This window comes from Mycobacterium marinum, assembly GCF_003391395.1.
GTDB lineage: Bacteria > Actinomycetota > Actinomycetes > Mycobacteriales > Mycobacteriaceae > Mycobacterium > Mycobacterium marinum.
This window is the reverse complement of record NZ_CP024190.1, coordinates 133,540-155,756: the sequence shown is the minus strand read 5'-3', so window position 1 is coordinate 155,756 and position 22,217 is coordinate 133,540. Positions and strand designations below refer to the sequence as shown.

General features: G+C 66.0%; 19 protein-coding genes. 10 read left to right on the top strand and 9 right to left on the bottom strand.

Annotation, left to right across the window (positions count from 1 at the left end; all coding sequences use genetic code 11):
• The first annotated feature begins 305 nt into the window (after nt 1-305).
• Entirely contained in the window at nt 306-1,400 is a 1,095-nt protein-coding gene (locus CCUG20998_RS00620; protein ID WP_020731274.1) for a GAF domain-containing sensor histidine kinase, read from the top strand.
• Here the strand turns inward: CCUG20998_RS00620 and CCUG20998_RS00615 are convergent.
• Complete coding sequence (locus tag CCUG20998_RS00615; RefSeq protein ID WP_020727637.1) at nt 1,372-1,950, bottom strand: response regulator transcription factor; 579 nt, start codon at nt 1,948-1,950, stop codon at nt 1,372-1,374. The genes CCUG20998_RS00620 and CCUG20998_RS00615 overlap by 29 nt on opposite strands.
• Nucleotides 1,951-2,190: 240 nt before the next feature.
• Here CCUG20998_RS00615 and CCUG20998_RS00610 point away from each other — a divergent pair, with 240 nt between their 5' ends.
• The 6 genes from CCUG20998_RS00610 (at nt 2,191) to CCUG20998_RS00580 (ending at nt 8,237) form a co-directional block, all read left to right on the top strand.
• Complete coding sequence (locus CCUG20998_RS00610) at nt 2,191-3,729, top strand: aromatic/alkene/methane monooxygenase hydroxylase/oxygenase subunit alpha (protein WP_012392133.1); 1,539 nt, start codon at nt 2,191-2,193, stop codon at nt 3,727-3,729.
• Entirely contained in the window at nt 3,729-4,820 is a 1,092-nt protein-coding gene (locus CCUG20998_RS00605) for an aromatic/alkene monooxygenase hydroxylase subunit beta (protein WP_020731273.1), read from the top strand. Before CCUG20998_RS00610 ends, CCUG20998_RS00605 begins: the two co-directional genes overlap by 1 nt.
• Nucleotides 4,817-5,134 (top strand): MmoB/DmpM family protein, encoded by a 318-nt coding sequence (locus CCUG20998_RS00600; RefSeq protein WP_020731272.1) that lies wholly within the window; start codon nt 4,817-4,819, stop codon nt 5,132-5,134. Before CCUG20998_RS00605 ends, CCUG20998_RS00600 begins: the two co-directional genes overlap by 4 nt.
• A gap of 8 nt (nt 5,135-5,142) precedes the next feature.
• Complete coding sequence (locus tag CCUG20998_RS00595; protein WP_012392130.1) at nt 5,143-6,165, top strand: 2Fe-2S iron-sulfur cluster-binding protein; 1,023 nt, start codon at nt 5,143-5,145, stop codon at nt 6,163-6,165.
• 134 nt (nt 6,166-6,299) lie between these two features.
• Nucleotides 6,300-7,409, top strand: coding sequence for an NDMA-dependent alcohol dehydrogenase (locus CCUG20998_RS00585; protein WP_012392129.1), 1,110 nt, complete (start codon nt 6,300-6,302; stop codon nt 7,407-7,409).
• A gap of 69 nt (nt 7,410-7,478) precedes the next feature.
• Complete coding sequence (locus tag CCUG20998_RS00580; RefSeq protein WP_020731270.1) at nt 7,479-8,237, top strand: SCO6745 family protein; 759 nt, start codon at nt 7,479-7,481, stop codon at nt 8,235-8,237.
• Nucleotides 8,238-8,268: 31 nt separating this feature from the next.
• On the opposite strand, the gene CCUG20998_RS00575 is transcribed toward CCUG20998_RS00580, so the two are convergent.
• Nucleotides 8,269-8,703, bottom strand: a complete 435-nt coding sequence (locus CCUG20998_RS00575) for a MarR family winged helix-turn-helix transcriptional regulator (protein ID WP_020731269.1) — start codon at nt 8,701-8,703, stop codon at nt 8,269-8,271.
• A 133-nt stretch (nt 8,704-8,836) separates the two neighbouring features.
• Here CCUG20998_RS00575 and CCUG20998_RS00570 point away from each other — a divergent pair, with 133 nt between their 5' ends.
• Nucleotides 8,837-9,769 carry a quinone oxidoreductase family protein gene (locus tag CCUG20998_RS00570; protein ID WP_036457140.1) on the top strand — a complete coding sequence of 311 codons (933 nt, stop codon included), beginning with the start codon at nt 8,837-8,839 and terminating at the stop codon, nt 9,767-9,769.
• 55 nt (nt 9,770-9,824) lie between these two features.
• Here CCUG20998_RS00570 and CCUG20998_RS00565 read toward each other — a convergent pair whose 3' ends face one another.
• Entirely contained in the window at nt 9,825-13,160 is a 3,336-nt protein-coding gene (locus CCUG20998_RS00565; RefSeq protein WP_036456857.1) for a LuxR family transcriptional regulator, read from the bottom strand.
• A gap of 162 nt (nt 13,161-13,322) precedes the next feature.
• Between CCUG20998_RS00565 and CCUG20998_RS00560 the strand changes: the two genes are divergently transcribed.
• Entirely contained in the window at nt 13,323-14,561 is a 1,239-nt protein-coding gene (locus tag CCUG20998_RS00560; protein WP_020731266.1) for a cytochrome P450, read from the top strand.
• 16 nt (nt 14,562-14,577) lie between these two features.
• Here the strand turns inward: CCUG20998_RS00560 and CCUG20998_RS00555 are convergent, their stop codons facing one another.
• The 3 genes from CCUG20998_RS00555 to CCUG20998_RS00545 form a co-directional block, all read right to left on the bottom strand.
• Complete coding sequence (locus tag CCUG20998_RS00555; RefSeq protein ID WP_012392123.1) at nt 14,578-16,920, bottom strand: FdhF/YdeP family oxidoreductase; 2,343 nt, start codon at nt 16,918-16,920, stop codon at nt 14,578-14,580.
• A 161-nt stretch (nt 16,921-17,081) separates the two neighbouring features.
• Entirely contained in the window at nt 17,082-18,470 is a 1,389-nt protein-coding gene (locus CCUG20998_RS00550; RefSeq protein ID WP_051155134.1) for an AAA family ATPase, read from the bottom strand.
• A 132-nt stretch (nt 18,471-18,602) separates the two neighbouring features.
• On the bottom strand, nt 18,603-19,775 hold the full coding sequence (locus CCUG20998_RS00545; RefSeq protein WP_020727628.1) for a nitroreductase family protein: 1,173 nt from the start codon (nt 19,773-19,775) through the stop codon (nt 18,603-18,605).
• Between the two features lie 101 nt (nt 19,776-19,876).
• Between CCUG20998_RS00545 and CCUG20998_RS00540 the strand changes: the two genes are divergently transcribed.
• Nucleotides 19,877-20,452 (top strand): TetR/AcrR family transcriptional regulator, encoded by a 576-nt coding sequence (locus CCUG20998_RS00540; protein ID WP_020727627.1) that lies wholly within the window; start codon nt 19,877-19,879, stop codon nt 20,450-20,452.
• Between the two features lie 123 nt (nt 20,453-20,575).
• Here CCUG20998_RS00540 and CCUG20998_RS00535 read toward each other — a convergent pair whose 3' ends face one another.
• From CCUG20998_RS00535 to CCUG20998_RS00525, 3 genes are read right to left on the bottom strand one after another with little or no spacing between them, the layout of a single operon-like run.
• The gene (locus tag CCUG20998_RS00535; protein WP_036451730.1) at nt 20,576-20,842 is read right to left on the bottom strand and encodes a hypothetical protein; all 267 of its coding nucleotides are present in this window, start codon (nt 20,840-20,842) and stop codon (nt 20,576-20,578) included.
• Nucleotides 20,839-21,831 carry a hypothetical protein gene (locus CCUG20998_RS00530; protein ID WP_020731264.1) on the bottom strand — a complete coding sequence of 331 codons (993 nt, stop codon included), beginning with the start codon at nt 21,829-21,831 and terminating at the stop codon, nt 20,839-20,841. The genes CCUG20998_RS00535 and CCUG20998_RS00530 overlap by 4 nt, the downstream gene beginning before the upstream one ends.
• Nucleotides 21,832-22,131 (bottom strand): hypothetical protein, encoded by a 300-nt coding sequence (locus CCUG20998_RS00525; protein WP_020731263.1) that lies wholly within the window; start codon nt 22,129-22,131, stop codon nt 21,832-21,834. It abuts the gene before it with no gap.
• Nucleotides 22,132-22,217: the final 86 nt, after the last annotated feature.

Genomic DNA, 22,217 nt, shown 5'->3' with positions numbered 1-22,217 from the left:
CGGCAAGCGCGTGCCGGGGAAGCGGCAGCGAGCCCGCGATTCCCGTCGTTTAGCCGCCAAATGTCAACCCCCGCTCGGACATTCACCCGATTCGTCGGTGTCGGCCGCGAAGGCCGCCGCGGGCGGCGACAGCCGGGGCAACCCCAGCTGGGTTCCGGGATTCCAGACGGCGCTGCCCCAGCATCGGGGAGGACATATTGCCCGAACGGGACGCAGGAGATTAATTTCGAGTCAACCAGCGCCAACGACGGCGAAGCTGGCCAAGGAGGTCCACGCACCTGGACACCAATCCTGAGTTCAACGCGGTGTTGGCGCTGCTCGACAGAACAGCGGCGCTGCGCCATGGTGCCGATGTCGTGCACCGGCGCTTGGGTGCGGACCTGGCGGCCGGAGCCAATCGGATCGCCGAGGACGACACCATGGAAGTGGTCGCGGTCGTGGGCGGCCGCACCGAAGAACTCAACGGCTTGGTCATCGGGCCGCAGGAAGGGCTCGGCGGGCAGGCGGCGGTGCTCCGCCGAACTGTCGCGGTGCACGACTACTGCATGAGCCGGGACATCACCCACGACTTCGACCACGCGGTGCGCGCGGAGGGGTTGCGGGCGGCGATGGTTGCCCCGATCGTGCGTGCCCACCGGCTCTACGGGCTGCTCTACGCGGCCCGGCGGTCGCCGGTGGCCTGGACCGACCGTGACCGGGCGGAGCTGCTTTCCCTGGCGCGGCAGACGGCGGTCGCCATGGAGGTTGCCGACAGCGCCCGGGAGATGGCCGAGGTCGCCGCGTTCGGCGAACGCCAACGCCTGGCGATCCGGTTGCATGATTCCGTCGGCGCGACGTTGTTCAGCCTGCGGGTGGCGTTGATGTCGGCGCAGGAGGAAACCGAGCCCGGCCGTCGCGAAGAGCTGCTGTCGGATGCGCTGGTGCTCACCGAACGCGCGACGTCGGAGTTGCGGGCTCAGACCTTGTCGTTGCATGACCTGCCGGAGGACAAGGCGCTGGCAGTCACGCTGGAAGGTGATTGCCGGGACTTCGCCACGCGCACCGGTACCGCCGCGGAACTGGTGGTCTTGGGCGACCTGCCGCTTCTGGATTCGGCCAGGACCGATGCGCTGCGTCGCACCGCCCGCGAAGCCCTGCTCAATGTGGAAAAACATGCCGGTGCTCACTCGGTGGTGGTCAGCCTCTACCGCGCAGAAGACGGTGTCGGGCTGACCGTGGCCGACGACGGTACGGCCCCCGACATCGCGTCCGAGCACCGGCGCGGGTTGGGGCTGCGGGCCACCGTCGAGCGCATCGAACGGGTGGGCGGGTGGTTGTCGTGCACGGCCAATGAGGAGGGCGGCGGCACCGTACAGGCGTGGGTTCCCGCGGCTAGAGCATTCCGGCCTGTTGGGCCTTGATCACCGCGTCCAATCGGTTGCGGGCATCGAGGTGCGCCAACAGCGACTGCACGTAGGACTTCACGGTGTTGGGTGCCAGCTGCAGCTTTTGGGCGATCTGCGCGTTGGTCTCGCCGATCGCCAGCCGCTCTAGCACCTGATACTCGCGCCGGGAAAGCTCCAGCGGATTGCCGGTGCTGATCACCGGGTCGCAGAATCGCCGTCCGGCGGCGACCTCTTCGATCGCGGTGACCAGTACGGCGCACGCGTTGTCCTTGTGCACCACCGCGTCCATCCCGACCAGTCCCGCAACCTGACTCACCGTCGGCTTGCTGTCCCCGGTGAACAAGATGAGCTTGACGCCCAGGCAAGCCCCTCGCAGCGCGGCGGCGGCTTCCGGCAGCGCCATGTCGGGCAGATGCAGATCCAACAACACCACGTGCGGCCGTTCGGCAGCGGCGACCGCGACGCCGGTTTTCACATTGCGTGCGCCCGTGCACATCTGGACCCTCGGGTTGCCCTGCACGAGCCGCTCCACGCCCAGATGCACGATCGGATGGTCATCGACCACGAGTACGCGCACCGCCTCAGGGGCTGTGTTCGCGGCAGCGGAATGCACAAGTGAGCCGTCCTGGCTTCCTCCGTGCGGATGCACGATTCGACTGTAGCCCCATGCCGGTTGGCTCCCGGGCAAAAGCCGTCGTCGCGACCTCCGATCGGAGGTAGTGCAGACCGGCGGGTGGTGTGATCCTGGTCTCAGCAGTGCTGAACTGCGCACGGGCTTGTACATAGGGGCAAGAGGAGAACGCCAATGACGGCATCGATCACAACCCAGCACGAGAAGATCAAGTCTTTCGACTGGGAGCCCAGCTACTTCCATCGAGACGCGTTGTACCCGACCAAGTACAAGATCCCGCCAAGGACCAAAGACCCGTTCCGCACCCTGGTGCGCGAGTACGTGGGCATGGAGGAGGAAAAAGACAGCCGCCAATACGGTGCGCTCGAAGATGCGTTGAGCCGGATGAACAACTCGGCTCAGGTCGAGCCGCGTTTCATGGAGGTCTTGAAGCCGGTCCTGGCCTTCGTCGACTTCGGTGAGTACGCCGCGATGAAATGCACGGCCATGCTCATCGACACGGTGGAAAACCCCGAACTGCGCCAGGGGTACCTGGCCCAGATGATCGATGAAGTGCGCCATACCAATCAAGAGGCGTACTTGATGCGCTACTTCGCCAAGCACGCGCCCGACCCCGCCGGGTTCAATTCCGGCTTCGAGATGCGCGCCAACGACCCGATCGGGCGACCGGCGCGGGCCGTGTTCGAAGCGTTCATGAACGACGACCCGATCACCAATTCGCTCAATCTTCAGGTCGTTGCCGAGACCGCCTACACCAACCCGCTGTTCGTGTCTTTGACCGAGGTGGCGGCCGCGAACGGGGATCAGGCGACCCCGTCGGTCTTCCTGTCGGTCCAGTCCGACGAGGCGCGGCACATGGCAAACGGCTATGCGACGCTGGCGGCGGTACTGAGCGAACCCGACAACTTGCCGATGCTCCAGGAAGACTTCGACACGGCGTTCTGGCGTCAGCACGCCTTCATCGACAACTTCCTCGGTGGCGTCAACGACTACTTCTCGAAGGCTCGGGTGAAGTCCTACAAAGAGTTCTGGCAGCAATGGATCTGGGAGGACTGGGCCGGTAGTTACATCGAGCGGCTGGAGCCGTTCGGCCTGCATGTGCCCCGGTGGATGGACGACGCCAAACGGCACGTGGAATGGGGCGGTCACACGGCGGCGATGGTGTCCGCAGCGTTGTGGCCGGTGCATGCCTGGCGGTCGGACTACATGACCGACGAGGACTTCACCTTCTTCGAAGACAAGTACCCCGGCTGGGAGAAGTACTACGGCGACTTCTGGCGCGCGTACCGGCAGATGGCCGATCCCCGCAACGGCCAACTCGCGCTCGGACTGTTCCCGGCCATGCCCCCGATCTGTCGGGTATGCCAGATGCCTGCGGTCTTCCCCAGGATTGACGTCAACGAGATCCGGCTATCGGTCGACAAGGCCGGCCAGCGGCACGCATTTTGCTCGCAGGCCTGCCAGCACATCTTCCGCCAGGCCCCGCATCGGCACACCGGCAAGACCTGGTGGGAAGTCAATGACGGCATCGAGCTGTGGCGCTACATCGAGATCAATCATCTGCTTCGATCCGATGGCAAGACGCTGATGGGGCAGCCGCACGTGCACACCGACGAACGCTGGCTGTGGACCATCGACGACATTCGGCGCACCGGGGTCGCCATCCAGGATCCGCTCAAAGCGCTTCCCGCCGAAGCCTTCACGGAGATCTGATGACAACCGGAGCAATTTCCGAAGGCGCGACTCCCGAGGCTATTGGTGAGGGGTTCTACTCGGAGCGCGAGCTGACCTACATCCAGCCCCAGAAGCGCCGACTGTCCGAATACGAGGCCGTCATCTGCAACGCCCAGCCCGACATGGGCCAGTTCGACTCCGGCGGTTGGTATCTACTGCGCCCGGACGGGCTGGGCTGCCAGGACGCCCGGACAACCGCACTGGTCCACCCGAATTGGTTCGACTATCGCGACCCATCCGGGCTGTGGCAGCGGTCCTACATCAACATGGCGGCCCAACAGGAACGGTCCATCGCCGGGGCAAGTTCATCGGCGAAGGCCAACGGCGCATTGGGCGAGATCGCACCGGACTGGCTGCACCTCGTGGCGCGCTACTACGAGGCGTACGGCTCCTTCGAGTGGGGGATGTTCAAGGCGCACGCGTTCGTCACCAGGGAGGCCTTGTCGGACACGCTGTCGATGACATACACCTTCAGCGCGATGGACCGGCTTCGGCACCAGCAGGACATCGCTCTCTACAGCCTGGGCCTCTACGAACAGGCGCCCGGCTACACCGAAGGGGCCGGCCGGGAGGCCTGGCTCAACGACCCGGCCTGCCAGGGGGCCCGCCGCCTGGTCGAACGGCTCCTTTCGCTGCGGGACTGGGGCGAGATGGTGACGATGACCAATCTGGTGGTGGAGCCGCTGATTGCCACGGTGATCGGCAGCGAGTTCTTCCGCCGGCTGGCCCCGTTGCACGGGGACCCGGTCACCGCGGTGATCGAGATGACGGTGGAGGCCGACCGGCGTCGCAACCGTGCCGCAACGCAAGCGCTGGTCAAGATGCTCACCGCCGACACCGACCGCGCGGGCCGGCCGGTACCGGCGGCAGAAAACCGCGACCTCATGCAGCGCTGGGTGGATTCCTGGTATCCGGACGCGTTGGCCGCCGTCGATGCGTTGTTGCCGGTCTTCGACGCCGCCCCGGTCGGTTCCGGTGGTGGTGAACAGGCCAAACGGCGCGTCGTCAGCGCGACCGCAGACATCCTCGAGCTGGCGGGCCTGCGCGCGCCGGTGGAGGTGACGTCATGAGCGCCAGCGAACAGCACGCGTCCACGACCGTCGGCATCGTCTTGATGAAGAGCGAAGAGGCCGACGCGACCGTCGCCTACTTCACCGCGGAATGCCCGCAGGTCCGGATCCAGGACAGACACACGTTCTACCTGTGCGAGACCGAGGGCATGATCCGCATCCCGTTGGCCGAGGTCGAAGAGTTCCTCGGGAAGCCGCTGACCATGTCGCGTTTTCTGGTGGTCATGTCGAGCTACTACGGGCGCGCCCGGGTCGAGGACGACGCGTTCATCATCACCTCCGAGATGTCCCAGCTCGAACCGGCGAGCAGCTGAGCAGCACCATGGCGCGGGTAACCCTCGAGCCCGGGGCCGAGGAATTCCTGGTCGGCCCCGACGAGGACATTCTGTCTGCGGCCCTGCGTAGCGGCATCAATCTGCAATACGGATGCCGGCACGGCAACTGCTCATCGTGTAAGCACTGGCTCATCGACGGTGACGTCGATGACTCGGCGGCCTCGGTGTACGCGATCCCGCGGGACGAACGCGAGAACGGGGCGATTCTGCTCTGCTGCACGTTTGCCCGCAGTGATCTGGTCATCGAGATCCACCAGAACGACGGCGCCGAGGCGCTGCCACCGATGACCCCGCCCAGCCGAAGGCGGGCGAAGGTCCTCGGGCTGCGGACCCGGACCTCGAACCTGATCGAGCTGCGGGTGGAACTCGACGATCCGCTGAGCTTTCGCGCCGGTCAGTATGCGGAGTTCACCCTGGATAGCGGTGAACGCCGCTCCTACTCACTGGTCAACCCGCCGAGTTCGGCGCGCGAGCTGACCTTCTGCATCAAACGCGTGCCGAATGGCTTGTTCAACAAGGTGCTGGACCGGATCGAACCGGGCTCCACGCTGCATCTGGAAGCGCCGTTCGGCACCATGTTTCTGCGCGACACCGAGCATCCGGTGATCGCCGTCGCGACCGGCTCCGGGATCGCGCCCATCCTGTCCATGCTCACCGATGCCGCCGAACAGCACCCGGACGTGCCCTTCCGTTTCTATTACGGAGCACGCTTCGTCCGCGATCTGGTGTACCTGGATGAGATCGCGGCGCTCTCGACGCGATTGAAGGATTTCCGGTTCATTCCGTGCCTGTCGCAGCAGGCGCCCGACCCGGTGCCCAACGGTCGATCCGGGCGCGTCACCCGGGCCATCGCCACCGACATCAGGGACGCCTCACCCTATGCCGCCTACCTGTGCGGCGCGCCCGAGATGTGCAACGACGTCGGCCGGCTCCTAGAGGCGAAGGGCCTGCCCGAGGCGCGCATCCACGCCGACAGGTTCTATCCGGCCGTGGAATCGATCTCGGTATGACACCGCGCACCACCAAACCGGCGAACCACCTTGACCAGCAACGTGCCGGGGGTATCTGATGACAACCATGGCCACGCCGTCCACATAGCCCTCTAAGAAGCTCTCCAACAACGCAATTCGATCAGGAGCGCATCATGAAGACCACAGCAGCCGTGTTGCTGGAAGCGGGCAAGCCCTTCGAGATCATGGAACTCGAACTCGACGGCCCCCGCGTCGGCGAAGTACTGATCAAATACACCGCCGCGGGTTTGTGCCACTCAGACCTGCACCTGACCGACGGCGACCTGCCACCGCGGTATCCGATTGTCGGCGGCCACGAAGGATCGGGCGTCATCGAGGAAGTCGGTCCCGGGGTCAGCAAGGTCAAACCCGGGGACCACGTCGTGTGCTCCTTCATCCCCAACTGCGGCACCTGCCGATACTGTTCCACCGGACGGCAGAACCTTTGCGACATGGGCGCGACCATCCTCGAAGGATGCATGAGCGATGGCAGCTTCCGCTTCCACCGCAAGGGGGTGGACTTCGGTGCGATGTGCATGCTCGGCACCTTCTCCGAGCGCGCCACCATCTCGCAGCACTCGGTGGTCAAGATCGACGACTGGTTGCCACTGACCACCGCGGTGCTGGTGGGCTGCGGAGTTCCGACCGGCTGGGGTACCTCGGTATATGCCGGGGGCGTGCGGCCCGGCGACACGACGGTCATCTACGGCGCGGGCGGGCTGGGCATCAACGCCGTACAAGGAGCGGTGAGCGCCGGAGCCAAACACGTCGTGGTGGTCGATCCGGTTGCGTTCAAGCGGGACACCGCGCTGAAATTCGGCGCTACCCATGCCTTCCCCGACGCGGCCAGCGCGGCCGCGAAGGTCAACGAAATCACCTGGGGCCAAGGCGCGGACCAAGCGCTCATTCTGGTCGGCACGGTCGACACGGAAGTGGTCAGTGCCGCGGCTGCGGTGATCGGCAAGGGCGGCACCGTGGTCATCACCGGGTTGGCGAATCCGGAGAAGCTCACGGTGCAACTGTCGGGCCTGGATCTGACCCTCAACGAGAAGACGATCAAGGGCACACTGTTCGGATCGGCCAATCCCCAATACGACATCGTGCGCCTACTCCGGCTCTACGACGCCGGCCAACTCAAACTCGACGAGCTGATCACCACCCAATATCGACTCGAAGATGTCAACCAGGGCTATCAAGATCTGCGCGACGGCAAGAACATTCGCGGCGTGATCGTCCACGACTGAGGTCAAACATTCATGCTTGGCCAGCGCACCGCGTTGGTAGGTTGGAAACCCCCGCGAAGGAGAATTTTCATGAGCGATAGCGACATGTTCGACGCCGCCCGTGCCGCGGGCTCACCCATCGAACAAGCGATCGCGGTGTTCATGCTGCACCCGGACACCTTCGCCGAAAGCATCGAGGCCGGATACGAGCACCCGTTCGCGGGATATGTGGCAGGCCGCGCCGGTGTACTGGGCGAGACCACCGGCGTCACGGTGCATTCGGTCTTCGCGGTATTCGAACCCAGTTTCATCCATGGGATGTGGGAAACGGGCATCGCGGTTCGCGGCGCGATCGGTGCGGCCGAGCTCTACTGGGACCAGGTCGCCGGCTTCGCCCGCAAGTATCTGGCCGCCGCCACGGGGCTGGATCGCATCGCGGCGCTGGGCGAGAAGATCATCGCGGCGACACCGGACGCGGGCCTGCCGCTGTATGCCGGGTGGCGCACCATGGCGTTGGCCGACGACGCCGCGGCGCGGGCGCTGCAGGTGATGTTTGTCTTGCGGGAGCTGCGGGCCGGTGTTCATTTCAACGCCCTCACCATTTCCGGCATCACCCCGGTCGAAGCACACATGCTCAACAAGGGACATGAGTACACGACCATGTTCGGCTGGCCCGAGCCGTTCGCCGATGGCACGGACAAGAAGGACCGCTACGCCGCGGTCGAGGAGGCGACCAACCGCCGGATGGCCGAGATTTTCGGTGCCGCGCTCGACGATGGCGAGGCCGACGAGCTGGCCCGATTGAGCACCGATGCCCTGGCGACGCTGAAGGCCAGCGCAGCCAGCTGAACGGGCGCGTTTGCGCGGCGCGACCGCAACATCAGCGCTCCAGCGTTTTACTCAGCAACGCCGCCAGGCGCTGCTGTTCCCTGGTGCTCAACCGCCCCAGCATTGGTGCGATCCGCTGCTCAATCGCCTTGGTGGTTTCCTGCTCCAGGCGGCGGGCCCCAGTGGTGAGGTTCACCCGCACCGCGCGGCCGTCGTTCTCATCGGCGGTCTTGACGACCAGGCCGCGCGCCGCCGCGCGCTCGATCAGCCCGCTGACCGTGGAGCGCTCCAAGCCCGTGTAGCTCGCCAGCTCGCCCATCGTCGGTTCGCGATCGCGCATGATGCCCAGCACGCGCAACTGCGTCAGCGACAGGTCGTGTTCGGCGGCCACTTCGGTAAGCACCGCCATCAGCGCAAAAGATGTTTGCACCAGCGCATCTCGCAGATCATCCGCGAGTTGTTTGCCGGGCGAACCGTCACCACTCATGGCGACAACCATATCCAAATAGATTGGATTGCGAACTATAATAGTTCGTAGTACCATATTTTTACTCGAATCCACCCCTGGCAATCGCGCGGAGTCGCCCGCGCCGCGCAAGACCGGGGAGAAAATGGACACCATGAAAGCCGCGATCGTCCGCACCTTCGATGAGCCGCCCCACTTCGGGGACTTCCCCGATCCCACCTCATCCAAGCCGGGGGAACTGATCGTCGACGTCGTCGCCACGGCACTGCATCCGCGGGTTCGCGCCCAAGCCGACGGGTCGCACTACACCAGCACCGGCGAGCTTCCGTTCGTGCCCGGTATCGATGCCGTGGTCCGCGACGCCGAGGGCACGCTCTACTACGCCCATCTCGCGGACACCACGCTGGGCACCATGGCGCAGCGGACAATCATTGACCAGCAGTGGGCCGTCGCGCTGCCCGACGACGCCGATCCGGTCACGGTGGCCGCCGCGGTCAACCCCGTGCTCTCGTCGTGGGTGGCGCTACGAAATCGGATCAACTTCAAACCCGGATCACGAGTCCTGATCCTCGGCGCGACAGGCAGCTCCGGGGGCATGGCAATCCAGGTCGCGAAACGTTTCGGAGCCGCGGAGGTCATCGCCGCCGGACGCAATCGTCAGCGGCTCAACGAACTGACCTCGTTGGGCGCCGACCGCACACTCACCCTTGATCAGCTCGGAGCGGCCGGCGATGTCGACGTCGTCCTCGACTATGTGTGGGGACCGCCCACCGCCAAAGGCATGGTCGACCTGGTCACCAATCGTCGCGACCCGCACGAAGAGCTCATCTGGATCCAAATCGGCTCGACGGGTGGCCCCAGCGCCGATATCGTCTCGGCGGCCCTGCGCTCCACTCGCCTGCAGATCGTCGGGAGCGGCATCGGCTCCGTATCCGAACGCGACATCCGCAACGACATTCCCGGGATCGCCCAAGCCGTCGCCGCGGGCGAATTCGAGGTCCGTACCCAGGCGATGCCACTAAGCGACGTAACGTCGGCCTGGACGCGCCCGCTGGGCGCGGACCGGCGCGTTGTGTTTCTTCCCTAGACCGCCAACAGCGCGATACCTCCGTCGGCGCCCGCGCCGCCCGCCGTAATCCGGATCAGGCGTGACGGGCGACCTCATGAACGAGCTGGATCCGCGAGGTCAGCCCGAGTTTGGTGTAGACGTGGGTGAGGTGGGTTTGCACGGTACGCGGTGAGATGAACATCCGCGCGGCGATGTCCTTATTGGACAGCCCTTCCTGAACCAGTCGAACGACGTCATGCTCGGTGGGGGTGAGCGAACCCCATCCGCTGCTGGGCCGCCTGCGCGTGCCCCGGCCACGCCGCACATAGCTGATCACCTCGTCCGTCGAGATGACCGCGCCCTGTCCCCACACCGCGGCAAAGTCCTGCTCCCCCAACTCGTTGCGAAGTTCGGCGAGAACGACTTCGCAGTGCGCGTCGAGGATTTTCAAGCGGACTTCGCCGGTGCGGTGCCGAATCGCCTCAGCGGAAGCTAACAACCGGGCGGCCTCTCGGCGATCGCCCTCAGTGGCTGCCAGCTCGGCGAGACATTCCAAGGTGTCGGCGACTCCTAGAGTCGTCCCGTTGGCCGCGCTACACGACAGGGCGGCATGGCTATCCCGATCGGCCTGCCCCAGTTCACCCTGCGCCAGCGCGACCCGCGCCCGGGCCGTCAGCGCCACCGATAGGTAGCAGCCGTAGCTGGTCGACACGACGTCGTCGGCCCAACGGCGCGCCGCGCTCAGGTCCCCACTCACCAACGGCGCCAACGCCCCAAAGGGAAAAACGCCGGCCATCTGCGGGTCCATACCCACGAGTTCGCGGGCCTTCTGATAGGCCTGCCAGGCCGCCGTCGCATCCCCTGCGGCCTGGCACGCAATTGCGGCTGTCGCATAGCCGAGCCCCTCGTTGGCGCCCACCAGCTCCGCCGAACTGGTGAAGACGGCATCCGCGCAGGCGCACGCACCGTCTGCGTCACCGACGTAGGCATAGGTAAATCCCTGCACCACTTGACTTATCATCAGCAGCAACAGATCGTGGGCCGCGCTGGCTTCAGCGATTGCCTCGCCGAGTTGGTGCAGTGCTCCGATTGGATCTCCCCGCCAGGCCCGCACCCAGCCGAGCGCACCGCGGCACTCCCGAGACGTCGTGCGATCGCCGATCGCCTCCGCGATCCGCAGCCCCTCCTCGCCCGCCGCCTCGAGCGCAATCGGGTCTCCGGCGGCCATCGCCGCCCGGGTCTGCAGGCTCAGGATCTGGCTCAATCGCCAGGAATCCCCGAGTTCACGCGCGAGCTGGGCCGCCTCATCGAAGTAGGGGCGCGCGACGTCGGCGTCGTAGGCCGTGATCACTCCGCGGGCGACGAGCGCGCGGATCAACAGTGCGGGGTCGGCCAGCTCTCGCGCAATCGTCAGGGCACGCTCGGCGTCATCAAACCCTGCCATCGACCCCGTCCACGCCAACAACGTCACTTTGTCGGCGAGCGCGCGCGCCAGGGTTGAAGGAGAAACCTGGACATCCTCATTACCCAGCCCAGCTTCATTACCCAGCCCGGCTTCCAACCAGGCCAGTCCCTCTCGGCCCTGGCCGCGCGTCATCCACACCGGGTGAAGCGAAGTGGCCAGCTCCAGTGCGCTGTCGAAGTCGCGCGTCTCCAGGCTCCATCCGAACGCGCTTCGTAGATTGTCGAGCTCCTCCTCGGCCTGCGCGAGCCTGCGTTCATGGTCGGTGCCTGTGGGCGCGTCCAACAGCTTCGCCACTGACTTGTAGTAAGTGACGTGGCGCGAGCGAACCGCCTCGACTTCGCCGGATTCCGCGAGCTTCTCTTGGGCGTATTGACGCACGGTCTCGAGAAGCCGGTAGCGCGTTGGGCCCCCGCCGCTTTCGGCGATCACAAGCGACTTATCGACGAGCAGCGCGAGTTCGTCGACGACCTGGTAGCGCTGCACCTGCGAGTCACCCGCGACGGCTTGGGCGGCGTCGAGGTCGAAGCCCCCGAGAAAGACTGCGATTCGGCGGAACAGCACCCGCTCCGGCTCGGTCAGCAGCGCATGGGACCAGTCCACCGACGCCCGTAGGGTCTGCTGGCGACGCACCACGGTTCGTGCGCCACCGGTGAGTAGCCGAAACCGGTCATGCAGGCCCGTGCGGATCTCCTCGATGGACAGGGCTCGGACTCGCGCGGCGGCCAGTTCGATCGCCAACGGCATGCAGTCCAGCCGATTGCAGATCTCGGTGACCGCGGTCGTGTTGTCGTCGGTCACCGCGAAGTCCGGGCGAACGCGCCGCGCCCGGTCGGTGAATAGCTCAGTGGCTTCGGTCACCGACAGCGACGGCACCAGGAACGTCACCTCGCCCGGCACACCGAGGGGTTCTCGGCTGGTGGCGAGTAGCCGCACTGCCGGACAGCGGCCGGTCAATTCCAGCAGCAGGGCAGCCGTCGCATCCAGTAGGTGCTCGCAGTTGTCGAGCACGACGAGCACCTGGTGCTCACCTATGAACCGAGCGAGCGCATCCACCGTTGAGCGCCCCGGTTGATCGGACAGGCCCAGTGCGCGGGCCACCGTCACCGGAACGGCCTCGGCGTGGCTGACCGGCGCGAGGTCGACGTACCAGAGGCCGTCACCGAATTCGTCCACCGCGCTGGCCGCGATCTCCACCGCGAGGCGTGTCTTGCCAGCACCCCCAGCGCCGGTCAACGTGACGAGCCGGTTGTCCGCCAACAGGGACCGCACGTCCGCCATCTGCGCGATACGCCCCACGAACCGGGTCAGTCGCGCCGGCATCCGGTGCACAGCAATGGATTTGGTAGTCCGCAGCGGTGGGAAGTCATTTTGCAGGCCGGAATGACACAGCTGCACCACGCGCTCCGGCCGGGGCAGGTCCCGCAGCGGGTGCAGCCCTAGATCAGCCAGCCAGGCCCCATCCGGCAGCTGGTCGACAACCAGCAGTTGCGTGGCACCGGATATTACGGTTTGGCCGCCGTGGGCCAGTTCGCGTATGCGTGCGGTGCGATTGATGGTGGGTCCGATGTAGTTGGTCGGGTCATTGGGGTCGCGCAACTGGATATCGCCGGTGTGTACGCCGATGCGCAGCCGGATCGGCCCCAGCGGTGATCGCTGCAAGTCCAACGCGCATGCGATGGCCTCGCGAGCGGAAGCGAAGGCGACCACGAAGCTGTCACCCTCACCCTGCTCGACCGGCCGCACCCCATGATGAGTCGCGACGGTCGTGGCCAGCACGGAATCAAGGCGCGCGACGGCTGCCGTCATCGGCTCGGGCTGGTTCTGCCACAGCCGGGTAGAGCCTTCGACATCGGCGAGCAGCAAGGTGACCGTTCCGGTCGGCAGCAGCTCGCCCATGTCGACATCACTCCAGTCCACCAGCGGTGCTTCCGCGCGTGGGTCGATCTCGCTCATGCTAGCCAGCATCGCTGGGGTGTAGGTGGCGAAACATCGGCGTCAGCGCGTAGGTGCGCTCTCGGCACTGCGCAAATCTACGACCCCGCTGGCGCAGATCTACGCGTCGTGGCCGATGGTCGGCGGTCCGCACAGCCTCATCGTTGAGCCCGAGACGCGCCCGAGGAGGAGATCATGACCAGCACCGTTGACCGCCAGGTCGCCCCGAATGTCTTTGCCGCCGGTCTGCCGAACATTGACTACCAGAACGCACAGAGCCCCGATGAGGCCCACCAGATCCTCGCCGAAGCGCGGTGCCGGTCGCCGATCGCCCTCGGCCCGCATGGGCCCGAACTCTTGACCTACGACTTGGTGCACACCGTGCTGCGCGACCCTCGATTCCGGATGCCGCCGGGCATGTTCCTTGCCGCCCAGGGCATCACGTCCGGACCTCTGTGGGATCGGCTTGCCGCCAACCTGATCAGTCTTGACGGCCCCGCGCATCATCGGCTGCGCCGGCTGGTGTCGCAGGCCTTCACCCCCCGCGCGACCGGGCGGTTGAACACCACGATCACCGAGGTCATCACCGATTTGGTCGACCGCTGTGCCGATCGTGGACGTTGTGATGTGGTCGCCGATATCGCTCGCCGGTACCCGATCCCGATCATCTGCGCGCTGCTGGGAGCACCGGCGGGTGACTGGAAACTGTTCTCCGGCTGGACCGACGACATCCTCAAGGCCTTCAGCTGGGATGCCGCCGCCCAGCAGCCAGCCATCCTGGCGGCCTGGGACGAGCTCGACGCCTACATCGACGACATGGTGGCCGCGCGGCGCGGCAGCTTGACCGAGGACCTGATCTCCGCGCTGATCCGCGCCGAAGACGACGGTGATTGCCTCAGCTCCGACGAGTTGCGGATGCTCGTCGCGGGGCTGCTCATCGGCGGCACCGACACCACGCGAAACCAGCTCGCCGCCTCGGTGCAAGCCCTATGCGATCACCCTGACCAATGGGTACTGCTGGCCCAACATCCCGACCTGGCGGCCAACGCCGCCGAAGAGACGATGCGCCACTCGCCGATCACCTTCAGCACATTGCGAATCGCGCTGGACGACGTCGAATTGGCCGGCGTGATGATCCCGACCGGCACGCTGGTGATCGCCAACACCGGCGCCGCCAACCGCGATCCGGCGCTCTACCGTGATCCCGACCGGCTAGACATCAGCCGCCCGATCGCGGGGCCCATCCAAACCTTCGGTGCCGGTATGCACTACTGCCTGGGCGCCAATCTCGCCCGCCGCGAACTCACCGAAGCCCTCCGGATCATCACCCAGCGCATGCCCGGAGCCCGGCGCACCGGCGCTGCCCCATGGAAGTCGCTGACCGGGCTGAGCGGACCGACAACGTTGCCGATCGAGTTCGACGCCGGGCATTGAGCCGCGCCGAGCCGCACTACCGGCGGTCGTCGCCACCCGAGGCCGGCTCCACCCGCACGACGATCGCCTTCGAGACCGGGGTGTTCGACTTTTCCGCGGTGTGGTCCAGCGGCACTAGTGGATTGGTCTCCGGATAGTAGGCCGCCGCGTTGCCGACCGGAGTCGAATAGCCAATCACCAGAAAGTCTTTTGCCCGCCGCTCCTGCAGATTGCCGCCCGCATCGTGGTATTCCGACACCAAATCGACACGCTCCCCCGCCGTCAGTCCCAGCGCTTCGATGTCGGAGGGATGCATGAACACCACCCGCCGGCCACCCTTCACCCCGCGATAGCGATCATCGAGCCCGTACACCGTGGTGTTGTACTGGTCGTGGCTGCGCAGCGTTTGCAGGATCAGTCGTCCCGGTGGCACCGGAACCCACTGCAGTGGGCTGACCGAGAAGTTCGCTTTTCCGGTGCTGGTGGGAAATTCGCGGGCATCGCGCGGCGGATGGGGCAGCTGGAAGCCGTCGGGCTGACGCACCCTGAGGTTGTAGTCCGCACATCCGGGCACCACGGAGGCGATGGCGTCGCGGATGGTGTCGTAGTCGCTCGCGAATCGCTCCCACGGAACCGGATGCTGCGCTCCGAGTAGGGTGCGTGCGAGCTGGCAGACGATCTGAACCTCGCTGCGCACCTGGTCGCTGGGCGGATGCAGGCTGCCGCGCGACAGGTGCACCATCGACATCGAATCCTCCACCGACACCACCTGCTTACGGCCGTCGCGAAGGTCGCGGTCGGTGCGGCCCAGGGTCGGCAGGATCAGCGCCGTGCTGCCGTGCACCAGGTGGCTGCGGTTGAGTTTCGTCGAAATCTGCACGGTCAGTGCGCAACTGCGCAAGGCCGCTTCGGTGACGGCGGTATCTGGAGTGGCCGATGCGAAGTTGCCACCCATCGCCATGAACACCGCCGCCTGCCCGTCGCGCATGGCCCGGATCGCGGCCACGGTGTCGTAGCCGTGTTTGCGCGGACTGTCGATGCCGAATTCGCGATCCAGCGCCGCCAGGAATTGTTCGGGCATCTGCTCCCAGATGCCCATCGTGCGGTCGCCTTGCACGTTGGAATGTCCGCGCACCGGGCACACACCCGCGCCTGGCTTGCCGATCATGCCGCGCAGAAACAGCAGGTTGGTGGCCTCGCCGATGGTGGCCACCGCGTGGCTGTGCTGCGTCAAGCCCATCGCCCAGCAAATGATCGTGCGCTGCGAGGCCATCACCATTGCCGCGATGCGCTCGAGCTGCGGCGCGCCAACGCCCGTCGCGGCCAGCACGGTGTCCATCTCGATCTGCAAGGTACGACGCCGATATTCATCGAACCCGGCGCAATGCTGGTCGACGAAGGCCTGGTCGACGACGGTGCCCGGGGCGCGTTCCTCGGCTTCCAGCAGCAGCCTGCCCAGCCCGGCGAACAACGCCATGTCGCCGCCGATGCGGATCTGCACGAACTCGTCGGCGATGGGCACACCGTGCCCGACCACCCCGTTCATCTTCTGCGGGTCTTTGAACCGGATCAACCCGGCCTCGGGTAGCGGATTGATGGCAATGATCTTTGCGCCGTTGGCTTTTGCCTTCTCCAGCACCGTCAGCATGCGCGGGTGGTTGGTGCCCGGGTTTTGCCCGGCGATGATGATCAGGTCGGCATGCTCGACGTCCTCGACGGTGACCGATCCTTTTCCGATCCCGATTGATTCGCTCAGGGCCGACCCCGAGGATTCATGGCACATGTTCGAGCAATCGGGCAGGTTGTTGGTGCCGAAGCTGCGGACCAGAAGCTGGTAGCAGAAGGCGGCCTCGTTGCTGGTACGCCCCGACGTATAGAACAGCGCCTCATCCGGGCTTCCCAGCGCCTTGAGGTGCTCGGCGATCAGCCGGTAGGCCTCGTCCCAGCCGATCGGCCGGTAATGGTCGTCGCCGGGCCGCAGGACCATCGGATGGGAAAGGCGGCCCTGTTGGGAAAGCCAGTATTCGGGCTTGGCCAACAATTCCGTGACCGAATGCCGGGCGAAGAATTCCGGCGTGACGGTGCGTCTGGTGGCCTCCTCGGCAACGGCCTTGGCGCCGTTCTCGCAGAACTCGGCCAGTTTGCGGCCACCTGGCTCTTCGGGCCACGCGCAGCCCGGGCAATCGAAGCCGTTGCGCTGATTCAGGCGGGCCAGCGCGGCCGCGGTACGAAATGCGCCCATCTGTTCCAGGCCACGCTGTAGCGACACCAGCACCGCGCGCACACCCGCGGCTTCGCGTTTGGGCGAGGTGACCGTGATCGAGTCCTCGTCGTATTCGGCGGGAACGTCACCAGATGCTGCCGAGCGCTGGAAGGCCACCTCGTCAAACTACATCGCCGGGCGCGTCCATCGGCAGGCCAACCGGCCGCGGCGAAACTCGCCGCCGCGCCCTTCGCGCGCCGGACCGGGCTAAGGTCCACTGAAGCAATGGCTTTCGCCGAGGCGGTGGTGGCGAACCGGCACCAATCCCGCCCGCGGCTCTACAGGTACATCCCGTGCGGCACCGTCGCCCGGTAGCGCCCGCTGCCCAGTTCAGCCAGCAGCGCTGCCGTGCTCACGGAGCCGCGATCGCCGGCCAGCACGGCGCGGCGGACGACTTCGCGGATATCGCTACCGCTGGTCCGCTCGGGGAGTGCGGCCACTACCGCCGCCGTGTCGACGGCCGCTCCCCCGGGAATGTCGCGGATCAACGCCGCCAGAATGCGGGCGGCGTCGGCGCGGTTGGGGTAGCCGACCTCGACGATGGAGTCGAACCGCCCGGTGCGCACCGCCGCCTTGTCCAGGGTCTCGGCGTCGTTGGTGGAGGCCAGGGTCAGGATGCGGGCCTCGGGCCGAATGTCCATTGCCGCCAACAGCTCCGAGAGGCCGCCATCACCGGCCCGGCGGTCCCGGCACCACAGGTCGACGTCTTCCAACACGATGAGCACCGGACCGCCGAGGCGCTGGGCCTCTTCCACAACGGCGGTCAGCAGGTCCGCCCCCGCTTTGGCCTCGACGTAGATGACGGTGAATTCACCGACCACCTCGGCCGCCACCACCGCGCTGACCGCCGACTTGCCGGTGCCGGGCGGGCCGCACAACAGCACACCGCGCCGTGCTCCCAGGCCGTGCGCGTTGAGCAGCTCGTGGCGGTCGCGCACCGAGGCGACACCGAGATCTACCTCGGTCCACACCGCGTCGGGGACGATGACGGTGTCGCGGGTCGCCGTCGATGGCAGGTCGATCACACTGAAGTTCAGGCCGTGGTTGTTGGTCGCGCGCACCGCTTCGCCCCGGTATGGGTTGAGTTCGTTGGCCCGTTCGGCGAGCCGATCCAGCACGGCTCGGGCATGGGCCTGGTTGTCCGGCGTTACGTACGCGCTGACCTCGGCGGAATGCATGACCGTCTCGCGCGCCTCGATGTGGATGACGCAACCCGTCTCAGCCAGCAGCGTCCCGGCCGGAAAGTGCACGCACAAGCACAGTGGGTGGCGGTAGCGGCGGCCACCGATCTCGGTCTGGGTCCACTTCGGCGGGTAGGCGTGCTCGCCCGGGCCGACTTCGCAGGCGTCCGCGTGTTGCTCGATCCATTCGGCCAGCGCCAGCGCGGTGGTCAACCGGGAAACGGGATTGAGATCGCGTTCTTCGTCCAGAAGGTGCCCGGAATCCGGCACGCCCAGACAGCGTGCGATGAAGCGATCGGCGTTCTCGCAACCTTCGCGCTCGGCGACGCCGATCAGCAACTCGCCGAGTGCGCGCAGCGCGGGCCGGACGCCGTACTCCAGCCCGTCCAGCCACGCGTTGACGTCCGTGATGGGCTGGCGGCGCGCCTCATCACCGCCGGTTAGGCCGGTGGTCAGGTCGGTCAGTTCATCGTTGGTCAGGGTCATGGCTGTCTGCTGGTCGGGTACCGGGTTGGATACTGGTCGGGCAATGGTCAACGGACCAGGATCACACCCGGCCAGCAGACGGTCAACCGATTTTGTTGCGGCCCGGCGCCCTCGGCCCGCCCGAGATGCTGTTCAGCTCTTGGGATCAGCGATCCAGCTCACGTCATAGTGCGGCACGTCCGGGTAGCCCCGGATGCCCGGGGCATCCGCTGGCAGTACCGCAAAGTGGCCCGGGATGCCCAGCGCCGCACAGCCGGTTTCCCAATTGGCGCACCAGATGCCCACCGCAACGGGTGCATAGAAGCGCGATGTCGTGGTGGCGAAAAAGTCGAGCCGCGCGACTCGCGTTGAGCCATTGCGGGATTCGGTCACCGCAACACATCGGGTGGTCTGGGCGTTGTAGGACGATGGCGACCATTGGCAGGCCTCGTAGCAGCGGCCAAATGCGGCGAACGGCGCGGTGTCGACGGCCAGCGGCACGCGCAGGTTCGGGTCCGCGAAAAACAAGGACGCCAGCGGCAGGCGACGGTTCTGGATCCGTTCTATCAGCCGAATGAACAAGGGCAGGAACCGTGATCGGTAACCCAAGGCACAGATACAGACCACGTGATCCTGGCTGGGGTCGAATCGATCACCCAAGTGTTCGACAACCCGGGTTTGGTTGGCGCCCGGGCCGATCCAGCAGGTGGCCACCCCCGTCCGGGTGGCGTGCAGCACCACCTTCTGCAGACTGCGGCCGACGTCGAGCAGCGCTAGCCGGTCGTAGTTTCGCGGTGCTATGGCCACCAGAAACTCGTGGGCTCCCTCGACCGTCCAGGCCAGCCGCGTGGCCCGAATGTACTCGAAACGGATTGGGCTGGTGCCGATCAGCCGGTCGCGATCAGTGCACGCCGCTGCCACTCGCATCAGCTCGCTCCGATCACGCTCAGTGAGGTCACGTTTTTGGAAGGAGTGGCACGAGCGTCGTGCGCGCATCATGTCGAAGGCATTCGGATGATCGCTGCGCCGCGGTAACGACTCGGCGGGCCGTAGCCCCCACTTCACGGTGATGACATCGAGGATCGATATCACCAGCAAGAGCAGGCCGATTCCCAACGGCGTCCACAACAGCAGCGGCTGCCACACCCCGATCAACCATCCGAGCCCCGCGACAGCGAGGAACACACCCGCAACGACCGCGGTGATCAGGTATTGCAGCCAACCGGTGAACTGCAACCGGACCTTGGTGCGCCACAGGATGGAGCGCCGCGACCTTTGGGTCGGGTACGTGTCGTGGTCCTGCGGCAGCTGCTGCGCGTCAGTCATCGTCGACCTCTCCATCTGGTCCCACCGGAGCCCGCTTAATGCAAGCGTACACTTGCATTAAGCGCTTTGGCTACGCTCTGATTCCGGACGTTCGGAGGCAAATGCCCAGATATATCGACGTCGATGGCCTATTCGACATAACGGTGACGGTTTTCGCCGAGTGCGGGTACCGGGCTACCACCACCCAGGAGATCGCCCGCCGGGCCGGCGTCAACGAGGTGACGCTGTTTCGCCGCTACGGCAACAAGGCCACGCTGATCAACAGCGCGCTCACCCACGCTTTGGCGAACTCCCCATTCGCGCGAGTGGTGGCCACCGATGATGTCCGGGGCGACCTCCTTGCACTGGTGACCGCCTATGCCGAGACCGTCCAGAAGTATGGGGGCGCGGTGGTGACTCTGGCGGTCGAGGTGCCCCGCAATCCCGAACTCGGTACGGCCATGGCGGCGCTGATGCCCAACCTGCACAACGCGGCGCAGGTGATCGCAACGCACCAGACCCAAGGCCAACTGGCACCCGGTGACCCCTACCAAAAGCTGGTGATGCTGCTTGGACCGCTGATGGCCGCCGGCCTGTGGTCGCGCACCGGGGCCGAAGCACTGGCATCGCAACTAGACTTCGGTGCCCTGGTCGCGGCATTCCTTGATGGACACCGCGCATCAGAAGGCCGTCGGTAGCCGCGTCCGGTTTGCCGCCCGCGAGGGCCCCGTTGTGCCGTGTCGGGAAACAGCGCGGCCCATCGTCGCTGAAAGCCCAAGGGGTCGTTACGTTCACCGAAGATGGTCAGCAGCCGACGATCGCTACGCCTTGCGGTCTTTGGAGAAACCTCGACTACGCTGCGATCTGCGGTGGTTGAAAACCACCGCCGGACCGAACAGCAGCAACGACAGCACCACCGAGACGATGACCAAGTTGGTCTGGCCGGCGGCCACCAGCACCGCGATCAGCGCTACAACGACGGCGCCGGCCACGAGGTAGGAGGCTGCACGGTAGTGCGGGCGCCAGGCACCCCACAGCGCCAGACCAAACGCGCCAGTCAGGATTGCGTTCGCTAGTACGTCCATTATTTGCTTCCCGTGAGGCATTGCAGCAGACCCCCGCCCGCCACGAGGGTGTTGAGACCGCCGGCCACAGCGACGGCGACTCCCGCCCCGGTCTCTGCTGTGAGCCCGCCGATGCCGGTGGTTATCACACCTGTGGCGAACTGTGTGGTCCGTCCGATCCAGTCACTGGTGCTGCAGTGGGTGCGGGCGTAGTCGATGTCGTTGACGTGCGCCTGTAGATCCGCCACCTGTCCGCGCAACCACGCGGTCTTGGGGTCGTTTTCGGGCAGCGACTGCACGAGCCGTTGCAGATTGTCCACAAGACCCTGGCCGGTCAGGTTGGCTTGATCATCGCCGAGGAGCATCTGCTGCAACTTAGGGCTCAGGCCAGCACCAGGCGGTGCTCCATGTGTTCCATCGGGGGTGTCCCATGGTGCAAATGGGGGTGGGTCGGTGGCGTCGTCTCGTGTGAAGTCGACCAACTGAACCCCGCCGCCGTTCTGCGCAAAGGTGACGCTACTGAGACCGGCGGTGGTGGCGGCAAGTTGGCCTGCAACCTTGACCTCGGCCCCGTCGAGCTGTTCGGCGCGCAAGCGGATGTCACCGGCGAATGCTTGCGCCTGAGCCTGTCGAGCGGCCTGCTCGGCGGCCGTAGCGCTAGCGCGGGTGTCGGTGACCGATAAGCCTTCTCCGACAGTGAATCCCGCGTTGTGGGCGTCCTCGACAGCATAGAGAACTCGCCTTTGGGCTGCGCTGATGTCGCTGGCACCATTGCGCGCGATCCCGGCCGCCTGACGCAGCATGTCGGCTTTTGCGCCGACAATCGGCAGGTCGGCGCTGGTCCGTTCCCGTAGCGCGTCCCCGCCAGCGCCGCTCCAGCCCAGGGCATAGGACTGGTTTCGCATCTGGAAGAACGCGTTTTCCCACTGATCGGCGGTCTTGGTCCAGTAGCCGGCCGCATCGATGAGGTGCTCGGTGCTCCACGCCCGGATTTGCGACAGGGTGGCCGGCATCTACACCACCCTCACCTGCGTCACGGCGGCCATCTCGCCCGCTGCGGTCGCCTCTTGGTTGGCGTAACTTGCGGCCGCAGCGGTCACCCCGGTAGCCGTAGCCTGAGTTCGGGTGGCCAAGGCCGCCGCAGCGCCGGCGATTGCTGCGTTGATGCCCTTCACCGTCGCCGTAGTGGCTTGGAATGGCTGGCCCGGTGCCGGCGGTGTTGCCCCGGTAGCGAGTCGGGCGCCAAGGCTCTGCCATTGGCTGGACGCAACCCCGAGCTGATCAAGTACGACCAGCAGTTGATCCGATCCCATCCGGGTGAGTCTAAGTCGAGGTCACGTGGAGGGGCTATTCAGGCCAATTCAAGACCGCCGAAGAAACGACACCGCCCACGGGGGCT